Source organism: Stenotrophomonas sp. STEN020 (assembly GCF_056760195.1).
The window spans coordinates 181,244-199,252 of sequence record NZ_JBRREI010000001.1 but is presented as its reverse complement, the minus strand read 5'-3'; the positions used below and the strand labels follow the sequence as shown (position 1 = coordinate 199,252).

The 18,009-nt window shown below is 60.7% G+C and carries 14 protein-coding genes and 1 pseudogene; 6 read left to right on the top strand and 9 right to left on the bottom strand.

What is annotated here, in order from left to right:
• Positions 1 to 72: 72 nt before the first annotated feature.
• From ACVOLZ_RS00780 to ACVOLZ_RS00740, 9 genes are all read right to left on the bottom strand, one after another.
• Positions 73 to 423: a hypothetical protein gene (locus tag ACVOLZ_RS00780; protein WP_481514712.1), complete on the bottom strand. Its 351-nt coding sequence runs from the start codon at positions 421 to 423 to the stop codon at positions 73 to 75.
• Between the two features lie 21 nt (positions 424 to 444).
• Positions 445 to 3,195, bottom strand: coding sequence for a type VI secretion system ATPase TssH (gene tssH, locus ACVOLZ_RS00775; RefSeq protein ID WP_481514711.1), 2,751 nt, complete (start codon positions 3,193 to 3,195; stop codon positions 445 to 447).
• Between the two features lie 66 nt (positions 3,196 to 3,261).
• Entirely contained in the window at positions 3,262 to 4,347 is a 1,086-nt protein-coding gene (gene tssG / locus ACVOLZ_RS00770; protein ID WP_481514710.1) for a type VI secretion system baseplate subunit TssG, read from the bottom strand.
• Positions 4,311 to 6,146 carry a type VI secretion system baseplate subunit TssF gene (gene tssF / locus ACVOLZ_RS00765; RefSeq protein ID WP_481514709.1) on the bottom strand — a complete coding sequence of 612 codons (1,836 nt, stop codon included), beginning with the start codon at positions 6,144 to 6,146 and terminating at the stop codon, positions 4,311 to 4,313. The genes tssG and tssF overlap by 37 nt, the downstream gene beginning before the upstream one ends.
• Positions 6,146 to 6,637: a type VI secretion system baseplate subunit TssE gene (gene tssE, locus ACVOLZ_RS00760; RefSeq protein ID WP_481514708.1), complete on the bottom strand. Its 492-nt coding sequence runs from the start codon at positions 6,635 to 6,637 to the stop codon at positions 6,146 to 6,148. The genes tssF and tssE overlap by 1 nt, the downstream gene beginning before the upstream one ends.
• 120 nt (positions 6,638 to 6,757) lie before the next feature.
• Positions 6,758 to 7,255, bottom strand: a complete 498-nt coding sequence (locus ACVOLZ_RS00755; RefSeq protein WP_057628616.1) for an Hcp family type VI secretion system effector — start codon at positions 7,253 to 7,255, stop codon at positions 6,758 to 6,760.
• Between the two features lie 146 nt (positions 7,256 to 7,401).
• The gene (tssC, locus tag ACVOLZ_RS00750; protein ID WP_481514707.1) at positions 7,402 to 8,892 is read right to left on the bottom strand and encodes a type VI secretion system contractile sheath large subunit; all 1,491 of its coding nucleotides are present in this window, start codon (positions 8,890 to 8,892) and stop codon (positions 7,402 to 7,404) included.
• A gap of 3 nt (positions 8,893 to 8,895) precedes the next feature.
• On the bottom strand, positions 8,896 to 9,396 hold the full coding sequence (gene tssB, locus ACVOLZ_RS00745) for a type VI secretion system contractile sheath small subunit (protein WP_481514706.1): 501 nt from the start codon (positions 9,394 to 9,396) through the stop codon (positions 8,896 to 8,898).
• Between the two features lie 32 nt (positions 9,397 to 9,428).
• On the bottom strand, positions 9,429 to 10,055 hold the full coding sequence (locus tag ACVOLZ_RS00740; protein WP_481514705.1) for a tetratricopeptide repeat protein: 627 nt from the start codon (positions 10,053 to 10,055) through the stop codon (positions 9,429 to 9,431).
• Between the two features lie 239 nt (positions 10,056 to 10,294).
• Here ACVOLZ_RS00740 and tssJ point away from each other — a divergent pair, with 239 nt between their 5' ends.
• The 6 genes and pseudogenes from tssJ to ACVOLZ_RS00710 all read left to right on the top strand — a co-directional run bounded on the left by tssJ (position 10,295) and on the right by ACVOLZ_RS00710 (position 18,009).
• Positions 10,295 to 10,906, top strand: a complete 612-nt coding sequence (gene tssJ, locus ACVOLZ_RS00735; protein ID WP_481514704.1) for a type VI secretion system lipoprotein TssJ — start codon at positions 10,295 to 10,297, stop codon at positions 10,904 to 10,906.
• 221 nt (positions 10,907 to 11,127) lie between these two features.
• On the top strand, positions 11,128 to 12,462 hold the full coding sequence (gene tssK, locus ACVOLZ_RS00730; RefSeq protein ID WP_481514703.1) for a type VI secretion system baseplate subunit TssK: 1,335 nt from the start codon (positions 11,128 to 11,130) through the stop codon (positions 12,460 to 12,462).
• Positions 12,462 to 13,253: a type IVB secretion system protein IcmH/DotU gene (gene icmH / locus ACVOLZ_RS00725; protein WP_481514702.1), complete on the top strand. Its 792-nt coding sequence runs from the start codon at positions 12,462 to 12,464 to the stop codon at positions 13,251 to 13,253. Before tssK ends, icmH begins: the two co-directional genes overlap by 1 nt.
• Before the next feature lie 10 nt (positions 13,254 to 13,263).
• A complete protein-coding gene (tssI, locus tag ACVOLZ_RS00720; protein ID WP_481514701.1) occupies positions 13,264 to 16,179 on the top strand; it encodes a type VI secretion system tip protein TssI/VgrG in 2,916 nt (971 codons plus the stop codon).
• 12 nt (positions 16,180 to 16,191) lie between these two features.
• Positions 16,192 to 16,449 (top strand): annotated as a pseudogene (locus tag ACVOLZ_RS00715) (peptidoglycan-binding domain-containing protein); the annotation flags it as partial.
• 24 nt (positions 16,450 to 16,473) lie between these two features.
• Positions 16,474 to 18,009 carry a hypothetical protein gene (locus ACVOLZ_RS00710; RefSeq protein WP_481514791.1) on the top strand — a complete coding sequence of 512 codons (1,536 nt, stop codon included), beginning with the start codon at positions 16,474 to 16,476 and terminating at the stop codon, positions 18,007 to 18,009.

Below are 18,009 nucleotides of genomic sequence, written 5' to 3'. Positions count from 1 at the left end.
TGCTGGATGCATCTGTTTGTTGCCATCCATTCCGGCACCCGCCAGCACCGGAATGGCGTTGTTACCGTTGCATCAAGCGACCTGCGCGATTTCCTCAAGGCGCAGACGAACGCCTTCGCTGACCTGCAGGCGATAGTCGCGCCCACCTGCAGAAATAAGCACCTCTCGCATGTTGCTCACCAACTGCGGCTTGCCGACCGGCGCGCTATCCATGTGGATGCGCCAGGAGCCACGGCTGATCTGGCCAGCCACAATGCGTGCATCCTGACGCGCTGCCGGTACGGCAGTTTCGAGCAGTTCGACGATGTGTTCCGGGCGCAAGCGATTCCATGCGCGCACGCGGTCGAGGTCGCGCCCCAGGCCCAGCTCGAGGCTGTCGCAGTGGCTCAGTGCTGCCTGGCGGTCAAATCCGAAAAATTCCATGCTGTTCTCCTTCTTCCGTAATCAAGAAACTTTGTACTTGAAATCGCCCTTCTTGCCGGCGCTTACTTTGATGCTGTTGATTCGGGTGCCTTCGGCCATGGCAGTCAACACGTTCTCCGCAATCTCCGGCAACAAGGTGCCGTTGAGAATGTGATCGACATTGCGTGCGCCCGAGTCCACCTCGGTGCAGCGCGCCAGTACAGCTTCAACCAGCCCTTCGTCCCAGCTGAAGCTGGCCTTGTGGTTTGCACTGACGCGGTCACGAATTCGACCCAGCTTGAGGCTGATGATGCGCACCAGCACGTCATCACTGATCGGGTAATACGGCACCACTTTCAAGCGACCAAGGAAGGCCGGCTTGAAGCTGCGCATCAGGATCGGTCGCAGGGCTTCGGCAAGTGCGTCTGCGGCGGGAATTTCTTCCACCGGCTTGTTCAGGCAGGACTGCATGATCTGCGAGGAGCCGATGTTGGAGGTGAGGATGATCAAGGTATTGCGGAAGTCGATCTCGCGGCCTTCGGCATCATCCATCACGCCCTTGTCGAACACCTGGAAGAACATTTCCAGTACGTCCGGATGCGCCTTCTCCACTTCGTCGAGCAGCACCACGCTGTACGGGTTGCGACGAACAGCTTCGGTCAGCACGCCGCCTTCGCCGTAGCCAACGTAGCCCGGCGGGGAACCCTTCAGGCCGGACACGCTGTGCGCTTCCTGGTACTCACTCATATTGATGGTGATCAGCTTGCGCTCACCGCCATAGAGAATGTCGGCCAAGGCCAGCGCGGTCTCGGTCTTGCCCACACCGGAGGGCCCGACAAACATGAACACGCCGCGCGGCTTGTTCGGGTCTTCCAATTTCGCGGTCGCGGTACGCACGCGCTGGGCGATGGCGTCGAGCGCGTGGTCCTGGCCGATGACCCGCTCTTCCAGCAGGCTGCCAAGTGAGCGGATGGTGCGGATCTCATCCTTGACCATGCGGCCAAGCGGCACGCCGGTCCATGCCGACACGATTTCAGCGACGACGGTGCCATCCACCTGCAGCGGAACCATCGGGGTCTCGCCCTGCAGGTCACGCAGCTCCGCCTGCAACTTCGCCAGCTCTGCATGTTGTGGCGACAGCTCGCGCGTTGACTTGCTGCGCTTGCCAGTTGTTTTTGCGACAGCGACGTCGGCCTGCTCGTCTGCGGAGGAATCCGCATCACCCTCGCCCGCCAGGCCTTGTTCAAGCTGCTGGCGCAGCGCTGCAACCCGCCCGGCCAGTTCGCGCTCGACACTCAAACGCTGCTCATTGCTGGCAAGCACAGCCTGCGCTTCAATCTGCTGCGCCTTCAGTTCGGCAAGACGTTCCTCATGCAAGGTACTGCCGCCGGCAGTCTCGCGCTGCAATGCGGCCAGCTCGGCCTCGAGCCGATCCAGGTGCTTGCGGGTGTCTTCGATGATAGCGGGCGTCGCGCTTTGCCCAAGTGCGACCTTGGCGCAGGCGGTATCGAGCACGCTGACGGCCTTGTCCGGCAGCTGGCGGCCGCTGATATAGCGGTGCGACAGGCGCACGGCTTCGGTCACGGCTTCATCCAGCACGCGGATGCCGAAGTGCGCCTCCATCAGGCTGACCATGCCGCGCAGCATGGCGGCGGCCAGTACTTCGCTGGGCTCCTCCACCTTCACTACCTGGAAACGACGCGCCAAGGCGGCGTCCTTTTCAAAGTACTTCTTGTACTCGCTCCAGGTGGTGGCGGCGATGGTGCGCAACTCGCCTCGTGCCAGGGCTGGCTTGAGCAGGTTGGCGGCGTCGTTCTGGCCAGCAGAGCCGCCGGCACCAATCATGGTGTGGGCTTCGTCGATGAACAGGATGATCGGGTGCGGGCTCTTCTTGACCTCGTCGATCACGTTCTTCAGGCGGTTCTCAAACTCGCCCTTGACGCTGGCACCGGCCTGCAACAAACCCATATCCAAGGTGTGCAGTTCAACGCCTTGCAGCACGTCGGGCACATCCTTCTCTGCAATGCGACGGGCCAGGCCTTCGACGACGGCGGTCTTACCGACGCCGGCCTCACCGGTGAGGATGGGGTTGTTCTGGCGGCGGCGCATCAGGATGTCGATAACCTGACGGATCTCGGCATCACGGCCAATCACCGGGTCGATCTTGCCGTCACGCGCACGCTGGGTAAGGTTGGTGGTGAACTGGTCCAGCGCGGGGGTCTTGGACAGACCGCCCTTTGCCTCGCCCGGCACTGCATCCGCATCTTCGCCAGCACCTTCGCCCGTTGCCGAAGCATCGGCGAAGCGCACGGTCTGCGCTTCCTGCGAGCCCTCGGTCAGCTTGGCAAAATCGTGCTTCAGCTCTTCACGCTTGAAGCGCACGAACAATTTGGAGCCGCGGTAGGCCAGCTGCGCAAGATCAGGCTCGGTCAGCAGTGCCAACAGCAGGTGACCGCTGCGGATGCGGGTGGTCTCCGAATCCAGCGAAGCAATCAGCCAGGCGTGCTCGAACAGGGCCGGCAGATGCTGGGAGAACACGGGCGTGCGTGTGTTGCCGGTCTTGAACTGGCCGATCTCGTCGCTGAGATCGCGCTCAAGTGATTCGGGCGATATGCCACTGCGCTGGGCAATCAGCACGAAGTCGCTCTTGGGCTGCTCCAGCAGCGCCAGGAACAGGTGCTCCAGATCCACCTCGTAGTTGCCACGCGCCATGCACAGATTGGCTGCGCGCTGGGTTGCCTGACGGCAGGTGTCGTCCAACTTGCTGATAAGTGTTTTGAGGTTGATGCTCATTCGGAACCACGCACTCCCTGCTGAAACCGTTCAATTACCGGCAACGTCATCGTCACCGGTGCCTCGTCATTGCAATGTATGAATGCCATAGGTGGTGTCGTCGCGCGCGCCGGATTGCCCGCGTGTACACATATAGCTGTCCCAACCCAAGCGCGCTCCATTTCCCAGTGCGCTGCCTTGGACGTCCTCGGCACGCAGCACCAGCCGCACCTCGTATTCAAGCGTGCCGCCGGTGAGCAGCGACAGCCACTTGGCCAAAGCCAGGGCTGCGGTACCGCCGGGCAGGAAATCGTCAAATGCCGTCTTCGACAGCGGGCCGATGCGCAGGCGCAGGCGCAGATCGCGCTGCCAGACGCGGTCACCTGCCAACGCGCTGGCACCCAGCACAGCGTTTGCCTGCCCCAAGCGCGTCGCCTGCCCTGCCGGCACCCGATACCAAGCGCCGACAAACTGCTGCACTTCGAGCGGTACCTGGAAGTAGTCCGATAGCACGCGCTGCATCAGCACTGCCGATACCGGCCGCTGCCTGATCGCGCCCGCGTAGTACGCCACTGCCTGATCGAAGATGTCGCCTTCGCCGTCGTGCAGGCGATCGCGCAGCTCATGCATGCCCATGCCAAGCAGCGACAGCACCAACGGCAGAAAGCGCTCACGCCGGTCCAGTTCGTACTGCAGCGCAAGCCGGTGCTTCTTCCACGCCGCGTAGTGCAGCGCTACGGCGCGGGTGGAGAAAATATCGAGGAAGGCACGTGCGGTTCGATCGCGCTCGTAGAGCTCGCGGATCTGCAGCGTTTCGGTGTAGTGCAGCGGCAATGCACCTGAAGTGCCGAGCAGGCCCATGAAATGGGGTGTCAGGTGTATTTCACCCAGCGTTTCAGCAGCCAGCGCCTGCTCGATGTCTTCACGCTCCTGCAGGCGATCGCCAGCCAGCGAGTACACCTCACCTTCGGCAGACAACTCGGTCGCCGGGAAGCCCAGGGACAGGCTGTTGCGGAAACGCACCCGCATTGGAATCGCCTGCCCCGATTTCACTCCTTGCCGCTCGAACACCTGCTCAAGCAGGCGCACCGCCTGGAAGAACTCGAAGCGGTGCGGCTCGGCCAGCAGCTGCTGGGCTACGCCAGGATCGATTCGCCGCTGCGCGCTTCGCATCGGACGATCTCCTCCCCGCTGTCGCCGGAAATCAGCACCAGTCGGGTAAAGCTGTTGGCATGCACATACAGTGCGAAGAAGTGATCCATCACCTGCGCGAATGCAGCCACGCCGGTGCCGACAAAATGGGCCTCATTGATGGTCAAGCGGATTTCAAGACCGCGTACGACAGATGCGAACTGGCGCCCAGACATCCAGGTCGTCGCCGGCACCTGCTCCAGCGCAAGAATGCCATCGACCTGCCGCGCGGAGACATTGCTGCCAGACAGGTCATACAGACGCAGCATTTCTTTCAGCGCAGCCAAGCCGCTGCCACTCAGGGACAGCTGGTTAAGCGACAAATGCGAGATCAGGCGCCACTGCGCGCTGCGCCCGTGGCGGAAGCGCAGTGGTCGGGTTGGCTTGCGCAGCAGCGTGATGGCCTTGGCAGGGCTGCCACCTTCGATGCTCAAGTCGCCACCGGCCACGCCATAGGCGAGCTGATGCGGCAGATCACGGTTGCTGCAGGTCAGCTCCAGGCTGACCGTATCGGTTTGCGGCAGCACCGGGTTGAAAGACAGATCAACGAAGCTGATCTCCATCTCGAAGCCCGGGCTTTGCCTTGCGATGTCTTCGTCGTGGCGGGCGACCCAGTATTGCCCGGTACGATCCGGGTCTTCACCGTGATGCAGCGAATAGAAAGGACGGAACTCGTGGATCGCCTCGCCCTGTGGTGTCTGCCGGATGCGGTAGACCGAATCGATGGAATGCACTTCGAAGGCATAGGCGCGGCGTGCGTCCGCCAACACCGGGTAGTTCACCGTGCGATGGGTTACCCGGATCGGCTCACCGTTGATCTTGAACAAATTGACGATGGGCGTACAGCCCAGCCGCACGTTGTGCAGGCCGATATCTTCAAGCACCATTGCGTTGGCCCGTTCCTGCTGCCCAGCCGGCAGGATCAGGTGCAAGGTGAAGCGGCGGCTGGCGCCTGCGCTGGTGGCAGTCAAGTCCAGGTCAACAAAGCCGAACTTTTCCGGGTAGCCGAACAGTTCGGTCAGCAAGCGATACGCCGGGTGCGAGCGCGCCGGGAAATCGATCAAAGCTTCGCTGTCAGCGAAGCCAACCGGGCTGATCGGCACTGACTCAAGACGACGCCAGCGACCGTCGCCGTCGGACTCGACATAGGCGGCCTTTACGCCAAGCAGCAGTGCGTCGCGCAAAGCAGCGCGCACCGACGGCTCCCCGTCGAGGAACAGGCGCAGTTTATCGGTACCCAGCTGAGCGAAGCCAAGCTGATCTGAAAGCAGATTGAAGCTCAGTGAGATCTGTCCTCCACTACCGCCTGGCAATGCCGTTGCCATGGGCGCGTCTGCCACCGCCCGGTACGTCACAGCAGAGATACCGATGGGCGCCAGCACCACGTCGTAACTGGTACGGAAATCACAAGGGACGCCGCGAACTGCGCGACTCTGCAAGGAAGTGCCACGCGGAATCCGCACCGGTGCACTCAGCTTTGACGCCACGCCGTCCATATCGAAGTATGCGATCGAGCAGGCTGGGAACGGCCGCAGATAGTGCGGGTACAGCACATCCAGCAGCGCGTCGGTGAACTCGGGGTAGTCGTCGTCGATGCGCTTGGATACGCGCGCACTCAACAGCGCGAAGGCCTCGATCAGGCGCTCGACGTGCGGGTCCTGGCTGCCATCGGCAGACAACTGCAGGCGGCCGGCGATCTTCGGGTAACGCTCGGCGAACTCGCGGCCATAACGGCGCAGGTAGGCCAGTTCGCGCTCATAGAAGGGCAACAGATCCTGCATCAGAGCGCCTGCTGGGTGCGACGAGCGCGGGTAACCTGGTACTGCAGCGTGGACGGCTGCAGCATCGCGTCGAAGCTTACCGGCTCACGCGCGGGCTCGAGATCCAGCAGCGCGTGAATGGTGAAATGCAGGCCACCGGCAAACTGGTTACCGGCATCAAGCTGCACACTGACATTCTTCAAACGACGCTCATGCCGACCAACCGCTTGTTCCAACGAACGGCAGATGGAAGATCGATCATAGGCATTGGCAAGGCTCATTGCCGAGAAATCGGCAAGCCCGTAGGTCAGCAGCGACTGGCGGCAGTTTGGGAACTCCGCCATATCACTCTCCTGGAATGCGGCGCGCGAATTCAGCAGCCCCTCCAGGTCACGCGCGATGGACTCTTTGTACTGCTCCAGCGATACGGACTTGAAGATCGGCCCGGCACCCGCACTACGCGGATTATCGTCAAACAGCTTTTCCAACAGGCTGGGTTCGAGTCCCTTCATCGTTGTTTCCGGTAGCTGGGCATCCGTGCGAAAAGGCATCGATGCAACTGCAGGGCCGTTCCTGGCCTTGCCGGGATTGAGACTGCGATGGCGCTTGACGCGCCATCGCAGAACACATCATCAAACGGTGTAGTTCGGGATGTTCTTGGTTGCGCTCCACTGTGCCACGGTCTTGCCACCAACTCCGCCTTCCGGCTTCTGCTGCTGGTAAGTCCACTTGATTGCACCGAAGCTCAACTGAACCACTTCCTGCGGCATACCTTCCTTGTCAACCGTGGTGGTGACGCGGTGTACCAGCACGTTCAGCAGCTCGACCAAGTAGTAATTGATCGCGTTGCCGTCCTTGTCCGCACGCATGAACTCAACGCGTGCCTTCGGGAAGGTGGTGCCGTTTGCGGCGGCCTGGTTAAGGGCCGTGGAAGCGAGATCGATCGACTTGATGATTTCGATCGGCGACAGATTCACGCGGGCTGCCGTGGTACCACCAGAGGTGGAGGCAGTGGCCGAGCGAGGCTGCAGCAGATCCTGCGAGAAGGACTGGATTTCAATCCAATCCTTGTGCTTGTCGTCGTGCGACTCACCTTTGATGGTGTCAATTGAAAGAAAAGCATGTTGCATATCTGGTCTCCTAAATTCCGTTCTTCCGTGAGATTGTTTGCCGGGCGGGGGCCCGGCGATTGAGGGGGGCTTCGCCCTCTAGAAATGCGCGCCACCGCTAGGCAGGGACCGAAGTCCCCACCCGACGCTAAAGCAACATCAAAACGTTACGCCTTCTTTGCCGACGCCGGCAGTTCAGCAACAAGACGCAACGAAACAGACAGCTCATCGAGCTGGAAATGCGGCCTGATGAAGGCCACAGCGCGGTAGACACCGGGCTTGCCCGGAACTTCCGAAACCTGCACAGATGCTTCACGCAACGGGAACTGCGCCTTGGCTTCCTGGCTGGCGTTGTCGTCCAACAATACGTATTGGGCGATCCACCGATTCAGGAATTCCTCGACGTTGCCCGCGGATGCGAAGCTGCCGATCTTCTCGCGCATCATCGCCTTCAAGTAGTGAGCGATACGCGAAACCGCGAAAATGTACTGCAGCTGCGCAGACAGGATCGCGTTGGCATTGGCCGAATCGGTGTTGTACTTCTTCGGCTTCTGTGCCGACTGCGCACCGAAGAAGGCGGCGTAGTCGGTGTTCTTGCAGTGCACCAGCGGCATGAAGCCGAGGTCACTGAGTTCTTTTTCACGACGGTCGGTGATGGCAACCTCGGTCGGGCACTTCAGCGCCACTTCGCCGTCATCGGTGCGGAAGGTGTGCGTAGGCAGGTCTTCGACCAGGCCGCCACCTTCAACACCGCGAATCGCTGCGCACCAACCGTAGCTCTCAAATGCCTGGGTCAGGCGCGCACCGGCCGCATAGGCGGTATTGCACCAAAGGAACTTGCTGTGATCGGCGGCTTCGATCTCTTCAACGAAGTTGAAGCCTTCAACCGTGGTGCCGTCTTTGGGGTTGTACGGCAAACGGCCAAGGAAACGCGGCAGCGTAAGGCCGACGTAGCGGCTGTCCTCGCTCTCGCGGAATGACTTCCACTTGGCGTACTCGACCGTGTCGAACACTTTGGCCAGATCGCGCGGCTTGCCCAGGTCGGTGAACGACTCAAGGCCGAACATGCCTTCGCTGGCAGCGGACAGGAACGGTGCGTGCGCGGCAGCCGCCACGTGCGACATCTGCTCGATGAAGTACATGTCTTCCGGCTGGCGGCCAAGGAAATAGTCGCCGATCAGGGCGCCGAACGGCGCGCCACCGAAGGTACCGAACTCTTCCTCATAGACCTTCTTGAACAGCGCGCTCTGGTCGAAATCGATGGCCGACTTGAAGTCCTTGACCAGGTCCTTCTTCGGCGAATTGAAGACCTTGATCTTCATGTTCGGGCCGGTGGAGGTCTGCGAGCAAAGGTAGTGCAAGCCGCGCCAGCTGCCTTCCAGTGCCTGGAACTCCTGGGCATGCATCACCGCGCTGAGCTGCTCGGAGATGATCCGGTCAATCTCGGCGATACGTGCGTCCAAGGTCAGGTTGAGGTTGTCAGACACCACGACCGTGCCATCCATCACTTCCTGCGCGAGCGCGGAGATGATGTCCTTGGCACGTTCATGCTCGGTGCGCGACTTGGCGACCTTGCTCTTCTCGACGATCTGGTCGAGCAGATCGATTTCTTCGGTAGCCGCGACCGGCGCGGACAGTTGACTGGCTTCAGACGCCATCGCTTACTCCTCCTTCGCCGCGCCGAGCTTCTTGAGCTGCTCGGTGTTGTTGAGCACATCGGTCAACAGGTCTTCGAGCTTTTCATTGCCCGCCAACTTGTTGCGCAGATCAGCCAGTTTGGTGCGTGACTCGAGCAGGCGACGCAGCGGCTCGATCTGCTGCACCACCGATTCGGGACGGAAGTCTTCAATCGAGTTGAACTTCAACTCGACGCCGAACTCGCCGCCGCTCTCGCTGATCTTGTTGGGCACGCGATAGACCGCGCGCGGGCCAGCGGCTTCCATCACCTCGTCGAAGTTGTCGAGATCGACGTTTACGAACTTGCGATCCTTGACCTTGGGCAGCGGATTCTCCGGCGTGCCGCTGAAATCACCCATCACACCAACCACAAACGGCAGCTCTTTCTGCTCGATCGCGTCGCCCTTTTCCACGTCATACGTAAGCTGCACGCGCGGCGGCCGGATCTTCTGTAGCCGCTTTTGAACGCTGTCCTTCTTGGCCATGAGTGTCTCCTGACTGGTCCTGTTGATCCGGCTTAGTTGCCAATGTTCTGGAAGGGATCCGCGCCCTTGTCACGCGCCGGACGCGCCGGTGCAGGCTGTGCGGCTGCAGGCTGGGCGGCACGACGGCTCGCTGCCGTCGAACGGGCGGCCGACCGCGTAGCGCGTGGCTTTGGCTTGCCGGTTTCAAGAATGGCGTCACCCATGGTGCTACGCAGCGTGGTAACCAACGTCTGCGCTTCACGCTGTGCGGTTTCCGACGCCAGCGCACCGCGCCCACCCAGGCGCTGCAGTGACTCATTGGCGATGCGGAAGCCAGCGACAGTCAGAACACCATCGGCAACAAGGTCATCCGGATCACGCTGCAATACTTCTTCCGCCGCGACGATTGCGCGCGCGTAGCGCTTCTGGTCGAACTGCAGCTGCGCAATGCGCACCCACGGCTCCTTGCGCGTTGGATCGGCTTTCGCAGCAACCTCGAACGCACTGATCGCTGCATCCGCACCTGCCGTGGAGACCTGCGCCTCGGCATTGGCCAACGTTACATCGAAAGGGACTTCTGCTGCCTTCTTTGGTGTCGACGCACAGGCGCCCAACCCCGCGACCAGTGCCAACGCCAAAACCGAACGACGTGTTGCCGCCCCAAACACCTTCACATCCATAGTGATTCCTTCGTCGAAATTAGTTCCTAAAGGGAGCCGCATTTCCGCCGATACAACTTGCGGGAATCCAGTCCCAGCGGCGGCAGTGTACATTCGCAAATGCGCGTGGGTATAGTTATTTTCAAATCCGCGATTTGCTTGTTCCGGACATTTCCTTCACATCGGCGTGCTGTACATGCACCGATATGTAGCCACTGACCTGCTGTTTTCTTGGCGCCCATCACTAAATGAATGCGTACATGAGCAAACTTTTGCGTGTGGCTTCCGTCACAACTATCGTCCTTGTTGGCTCCATTGGATTAGGCGGCTGCGCTTCCGGTGGCAAGTTGAGCAAGGCGATGGACAGTACACTGCAAGCCGTTGGTCTGCGTGAAAGCAAACCTGAAAAACCCCCTGTAATCCCGCTCAAGATCTATGCCGGGACAAATCTCAATGCCGGCAATGACAAGCGTGCAAGCGCTGCCGTGCTGAAGATCTATCACCTGCGCAGCGCGCAGCGGTTTGAACAAGCCCCCTTCAATTCCTTCCTCGACCAGGCCGGTGAACAGACCGCGCTTGGAGCAGATCTTCTTTCTGTGAACGAGGTGGTACTGACACCGGGTGTACGGCAAGAATTGTCCGAACAACTTAGTGATGGCACCGCTGTCATTGGCGTCGTCGCCCTGTTCCGTTCGCCAGCGGAAGCACGATGGCGCATGGCCTTTGATGCACGCAATAAGACGCTTCCCAATGATGGCCTGACAATTGGCGTACACGCATGCGCACTTACAACTGATAGTGCTGCTTTAAGCTCACGCATCTCTGGTGATCCAGGCAGCCTGGCCTCCATACGCTGCGCAACTTCCCGCTGAACCACGGTGCGTTTTTGTCAGCACCCAACACTACGGCGCGGGCATGCGCTAGTATCTGGCGCATCCGAATCACAAGATGTGATGCGGATCAGGATGTGAATGGAGTTTTCACATCAAGCTGCGAAGCTGTCGGTGCAGTGGCACTGCACCAACGGGCCAAGCGCCCGGAGCAACGCGCCAACGAAATTTCCAAGGACTGAAATGTGGCTTACGTAAGCAGGATGTCGAAGGTCTTATGGGGTGAAGGCTTGTTCCTCCGCCCACAGCACTTCCAGCGTCAAGACGCCTATCACGAAGCGCGCCTGCAGGACCTGTCCCAGACATTACACCCGTATGCGTGGGGCGCACGTCGCGTCCGTTTCGATCCGCATGCATTGGCCGGCGGCACGCTGCGTCCGTTGGATTTGTCCGCGGTGTTTTCTGACGGCGAGAGCTACGATGCACCGGTGCACGACAGCCTGCCGGATGCTGTATCACTTCAGGATCTACCACCAGGGGTACAGTCGACTGTTGTGCATCTCGCATTACCGCTATTGCGTGATGACGGTCGCAATTGCACAGATACCGAAGGCACCGCACTCGCCCGCTATCGGCAAGCCAATCGGATTTCGGATGACTTGTTTACCGATGCTGCAGAAGCTGAATTGGCATATCTCAGCAAAGCGGTGAAGCTACTTACCGACGACCAGCCCAAGGATGCCTACGCCACGGTTCCCGTTGCCCGCGTACGCCGAACCTCCAGCGGTGGCTTCGAGCTGGACGATGAGTTCATCCCGCCGTGCGCACAGTTGCAGGCCTCGCCGTTTCTGCACCGCGAACTGCGCTCTGTATTGGATGCGCTGCAGGCGAAAGTTGATGCGCTTTACGGCCTGCATCGGCAGACCTCGCAGAACATCATCGAATTTCGCTCGGGCGATATCGCATCGTTCTGGTTGCTGCACACCATCAACTCTTCGTTCAGTGCGCTGGCGCATCTGCTGCATCACCCGCAACTGCATCCGGAACGCCTGCATCAAGAGTTGCTGCGCTTGGCCGGTTCCCTGCTCACGTTCTCCAACACCTACCAGCTCAATGACCTGCCGGTGTACCGCCACGATCAACCGGAGGCGTCATTCCGAAAATTGCTGGAGATCGTGCGCGCCTTGCTTGAAACAGTGATCTCCACGCGCTACTTCAAGATCGCGTTGAACGAGACCAAGCCCTCCTACCACCTGGGCCGGCTCGACTCGCAACGCATCGATGGCGAAGCATCGTTCTATGTGTCCGTATCGGCCTCGATGCCGGCACAGGATCTCATTCAGACCGTCCCGATCCGCTTCAAGATCGGCGCACCGGATGATGTGGAGAAATGCGTCCTTTCCGCGCTGCCTGGCGTCAAGTTGACACATGCAGCACAAGTCCCAGCAGCCATTCCGGTGCGTCCTAGCAGCCACTATTTCGAGATTGATCCGCGTGGCGCGCTGTACGAGCGCATGCTCAAGTCGCAGTCTCTGATGATCTACGTGCCAGCCGGCATAGCTGACCTGAAGCTTGAACTCGTTGCGGTGACTACCTGATGAACTCACACCTGCCCCCAACCCCTGGCCCGATGCCATCGCTGACCGGCAACACTGCCATGGCCAGCAACGCACCCATCTCGGCTGCGCCGCAAAGCCTGCAGGACCTGATGTCAGACGGTTTCTACCTGCTGCTGTTATTGAAGCGGGGCCAGTTGCCAAATGATGCCGAGGGCTTCGTGCAAACCGTGCAGAAGTTCCTCGACAGCGTCGAGCGCAGCGCGATGCGCCTGGGCATCGCGGCCGAAGACGTGTACGCCTCGAAGTACGCATTCTGCGCAGCCGTTGACGAAGCCATACTCTCGCAGCCCTCGGCGTTGCATGAAGTGTGGGAGCGCAGCCCACTGCAGCTGCGCATGTTTGGGGAACATCTTGCCGGTGAACATTTCTTCGACAAGCTGGAAGAACTACGCCGCCAAGGTGGTCAGCGCCTGCCTTCGCTGGAGGTATACCACTACTGCCTGCTGATGGGCTTTGAGGGCAAGTACCGCCTGGAAGGCACAGAGAAGCTCGGCTATCTCACTGCGCGGCTGGGCGATGAAATCGTCTACCTGAAAGGCAAGCGCCACGGCTTCGCACCGCATGCGCTGCCGCCGGACAACATCCGCAATCAGCTGCGCCGGGTAATCCCGCTATGGCTGCCCGCTGCGGTGGTTGGCTGTTTCGGGGTGCTCGCCTTCGTGGGCCTGCGCACCTATATGGCCCACGACACCCGCCAGCAGCTGGCCGCTTACAACAACGTCGTGCAGATGCCCGAACGCACTGCACACATCACGATCACTTTGCCATGAGCCTGTCGATATGGACGTCCCGAGCTCCTCGTTGTCTGCTGCGCTCGCCGCGCTTTCACATCACAACCGGCTGATCAAACTGCAGGCCCCGCATGAGGGCCTGGTAGTGGAACGCTTCGACGGCGAGGAAGCACTGTGCGGCGATACGCGCTTGCAGATCGACTGCCTCAGCACCGATGCTTATCTGGACACGGACAGCTGGCTGGAGCAGCCGCTGACCCTGCAACTACAGCTTCCCGATGGCACACAACGGCAATGGCACGGGCTCTGCACCAACGTAGCGCAACTCGGCAGCGACGGCGGCCTCGCCCGCTACCAGCTTGCCCTCGAGCCGTGGACGGCACTGCTGCGCTTACGTCGCAACGCGGTGATCTTCCAGGACCTGGATGTGCGTGCCATCTGCGGGCAGATATTTGATGACTATCCGCAGGCAGCGTATCGCTTCGACGTCGAATCAAGCCTGCCGCAACGCGCCATCACCACCCAGTATCGCGAGACCGACTGGGATTTCGTCAATCGGTTGTTGGCGGAGAACGGGCTGGCATGGCGCATAGAACAAACACAGGAGGGCGATGGGGTTCACACCTTGGTTGTGTTCGATCCGCAGGCAGAGTCGCCCGACATCGGCACTGTTCGCTTCCATCGCATTGCCGCCAGCGAGTCCAGCGATGGCATCACCAGCTTCGGTGAGCAGCGGCAGCTGGTGCCCAACAACACTACGGTTGCAAGCTGGCACAGCGAAAAACTCGCGGCCATTGCTGCACAGGCCAGTGCAGAAAGTGGCGACATCCCCCACCTCGAAGTCTATGTACAGCCGCGTGCTGGCCGCTTCAATGAGTCGAGCTGGGCGCAGAACGAGGCACAGGCACGGCTGGACGCACTGCAACTTGCACAGACCCTCTATAGCGGCAGCAGCAGTGAACGTCGCATGGCTGCAGGCTCCCGCTTCGCGCTGTCCCAGCACCCGCAATACGAGGCCGGCCAGTTCCAGCTGTTGGTCGTCGCCCATAGCGCAGTCAACAATCTCGACAGCGGCATCGCCGAACTCCTTGGCAATAGTGCACTTGAGCGCGGAAGCTACCGAAACCACTTCCTCGCAACAGATGTCAGTGTCCCGGTGCGGGCACTCCCGCTCGACCGCCCTGCCCTGCACGGCCTGCAGACCGCACGCGTCGTGGGCGTGGCCGATGCCGCCCTTAGCCCCAATCGCGAGCACCAGGTTCGCGTCCAGTTCTCGTGGCAGCGCGGCAGTGCGCCAAACGCGGGCGGACTGAGCGAAACCGGTAGTGCGCAGCCCGGACACGCGCCCGGCGACCATACCAGCGGCAGTTGGGTATCGGTTGCCGAGTGGGTTGCCGGCCCCAACTGGGGCACTGCCTTCCTGCCGCGCATCGGCAGCGAGGTGTTGGTTGAATTCCTGCATGGCGACATCGACCAACCTCGCATCACCGGCCAGCTTTACAACGGCGACGTCGCACCGCCGTTTGGCGGCGGGCTGGATGAGAATGCAAAGCATCCTGGCGTACTCAGTGGTCTGCACACGCGTGCACACGATGGTGGCGGCAGCCAGCAATGGGTGATGGACGATACGCCCGGGCAGTTGCGTACCCGCCTGCACAGCTCGCTCGCCGACAGCCGGCTCGAGCTCGGCTATCTGGTCGAGCATCAAGACACGGCCCGCGGCACGCTCCGCGGCGAAGGCTTTGAGCTGGCGACACTGGGCTGGGGCAACGTGCACGCCGCGCAAGGCTTGTTGTTATCGGCCAGTACACAGGAGCGCGCTGCCTCGACGGTGATGGACAACGCCGAAGTAGTTGCACAGCTGAGAGGCGCCGAGCGCAGCCTTGAACAAATGCAGCAGACGCTGCAGCAACAGCAAGTTCCAGGCCTCAAGGCCTGGCAGCAGACCGCCCAGTTGCGGGAGCAGGTGGACCCAACCGCAGAAGGCCGTTTCCAGTCAGTGGTAAATGGCCAATCGCAATTCAAGCCCAGCGATGGTCGCGCTGCTGGCGATCAACCGGTCGAGCGCTTTGCCAAACCTGTACTGCTTGCCGAGGCACCGAACCACATTGCCTGGACAACGCCGGCAAGCGCGATTGCCTTCGCTGGACAGAACCTGCAACTGACCGTGCAACAGGATCTGCACGCCAGCAGCGGCGAAACCATCGCTGCGGTTTCCGGCGGTCAGGTTTCACTGTTTGCGCAAGCCGGGCCGGTGCGGCTGATTGCCGCCAACGGCCCCATCAGCCTGCAGGCGAACGACGGCGAACTGGAACTGCTGGCCGACCAAGCCATTACTGTCACCGCCACCGACCAGCGCATCGATGTGCTTGCGAAGAGCAAGGTGGTGCTGCAGGCAGGCAGCAGCGCAATCACCCTGGAAGGTGGAGATATCACCTTCAGCTGCCCTGGCGAGTTCAAGGTCAAGGCGGGCGAGCATCCATTCCTGGGCCCCCAGACCAATCCAAGCATTCCCGAGCATCTACCCAAGGGCACCGCTTTGCCCTTGCAGCAGTTCGGAATCCGGGTAGCGCAACAATTCGAACCTGGCGCGCTTGCAGGAAAGCCTTATCGTCTCGACTTGGGCGGGAAGATCTACGAGGGCGAGCTCAGCTCGGATGGGACCATCGACCAACCCATGCCCGATGGCGTCAAGAAAGGCCTTCTGAAGGTGTATCCATTCGGCCTTGAGAATCACCCATGGGAATGGGAACTCGACCTGGCAGCGCAAAAACAAACCACCGAGCACATCGGTCTACAGTCGAAACTCAAAAATCTTGGCTTCTACGACGGCGCGCTTGATGGCGATTTCGGCCCGAAGAGCCGCATGGCACTGCAACGTTTCCATCGTTCGGTTGACGTTCCCGGCCTCAATACGCCAAGCCTCGACGGTGTGGTTGCGCTGGGCAGTAAACACGACATCTAGGACGGATGCAGCATGCTATATGGCAACCACAACCTCCAACGTAGCGACAACGACGGCAACCCCGCCGCCAATCGCGCCCCGCGTTGGGGCGGAGTCAACAACCCACCACCACCTGCACCTGCAGCTGCGCAGACACCCCAGAACCGAGGCGGCGGCACCGTAGCGGTACCTCAGCATGTCCGTCAGTTGCAGAATGACCTACGGACACTCGGCTTTCTCTTCATTGCCAACGCAGATGGCGACTTCGGGCGCACTACGGAATGGGCGGTACGCGAGTTCCAGATATATGCAGCCATGGCCAACGTCGCCCAGGTCAACATCGGGCGCCTTCAGGGATGGCGCCCACAAGCGGGTACAACCGCCCCGGAAGTGGCCGCTCTGGGACTTCGTCCAAATTCCACCCCCCCAGAGAGCTTCCATGTCGGCTCGCTTGACCGAGTGGCCAATGGAGCCAGGTATACGGGGCCGATCAGCGGTGTCGTCAACCAGCGCACGCGTGCTGCCATCGAGCATTGGCTTCAGAACAACTATCGATGCCCGGTGGTAATCGAAGCTTGGCAGGTCGCACCGACTACCGGTCAACGCACCACGCCTGTCGCCAACGGCGTCAACATCTGGAACTACAACCAGATCACACAAGGTGTGGTCCGCGACGCGAACCGACGCGTGACCGCATATGTCCGCATGTTCTCACGCGACTTCAGTCGCTATTACACCTACCCTGCCGGGCGCAGCCAAGACGAATATCAGATCCTCGGCGGCTATGCCAGTTACATGACCTACGGTGGTGCTCGAAGCGAAGTCCCTACACACACGTGGACCGAAGCGGAGATGACGCCGGAACGTTTGATCGGCCCTCCCAACACCCTTGCGACCCTTGCGGCCAACACAAACGGTGCAACGGCATCCACCTACCGTGTGGCCCGAGCTACCGCCGAGATGGAATGCATGGGGATGTTCGATGGTATCAATGCGTACGACGATGCATTGATCTCGCTAGGCCCATGCCACTGGACCATGGGCCTCATGCCGCAGAATGGTTACGACAATGGCGAACTGCCAGGATTTCTGGCCTATGTTCTACACAGCAACCAAGCGCACTACCTGACCGCGTTCGGAAGCTTCGGCCTCTTCCCATCCAGCACTTGGGTAGCAGCAAACGCCGGAACGCTATGGAACCGCACCGCACGCAAGTACGAAGGATGGATTCGCCAACACAATGAGCAAACGCAGCCAGCCCAGGCCGTGACCGCGCTGGCCCAGACGGCCACGGCGAATCAACAATTGCCGACGGTGAATCGAGCCACTGCTGAGGCGGACTACTTCAAGACCTGGCACTGGTTCCACCGTTTTGCCATGGCCGGCAGAACCATAACCGGCGTACAGCGGGCAATGTGGGGCATGGTACGTCTACGGTTGCGCGATGTGCGCGCCATCAATGTAAACATCACCTCGGGGCGAACCGTCATAAATGCAGCGCTGGGAGATATCTGCACGTCCGAGAAGGCAACCGCCATCCTGTTGCGCTGGCACATCTTCCGCCCGGCCCACGTGACTGGCCAAAGCGTTCCCAACTCGATACGCGCCGCCATTGCCAACAACACCAGATTGAACTGGTCATTGCCACTTGGGCAATGGACCGATGCACATGAGCAGGCTGTGACTGACCAATTGCTCTCGGATGCAGCCGCCATCAATGCAACACAAAACCAACTTGCCGCTTGGCCGCAATACGCCGGTCGCGCAGGCCGCCGTTACACAGTCAATAATGAGCTCGGGTCACTGCGTGTTGGCCGCAACAGTTTCCAGCTCGATGCAACGGGAATCTGA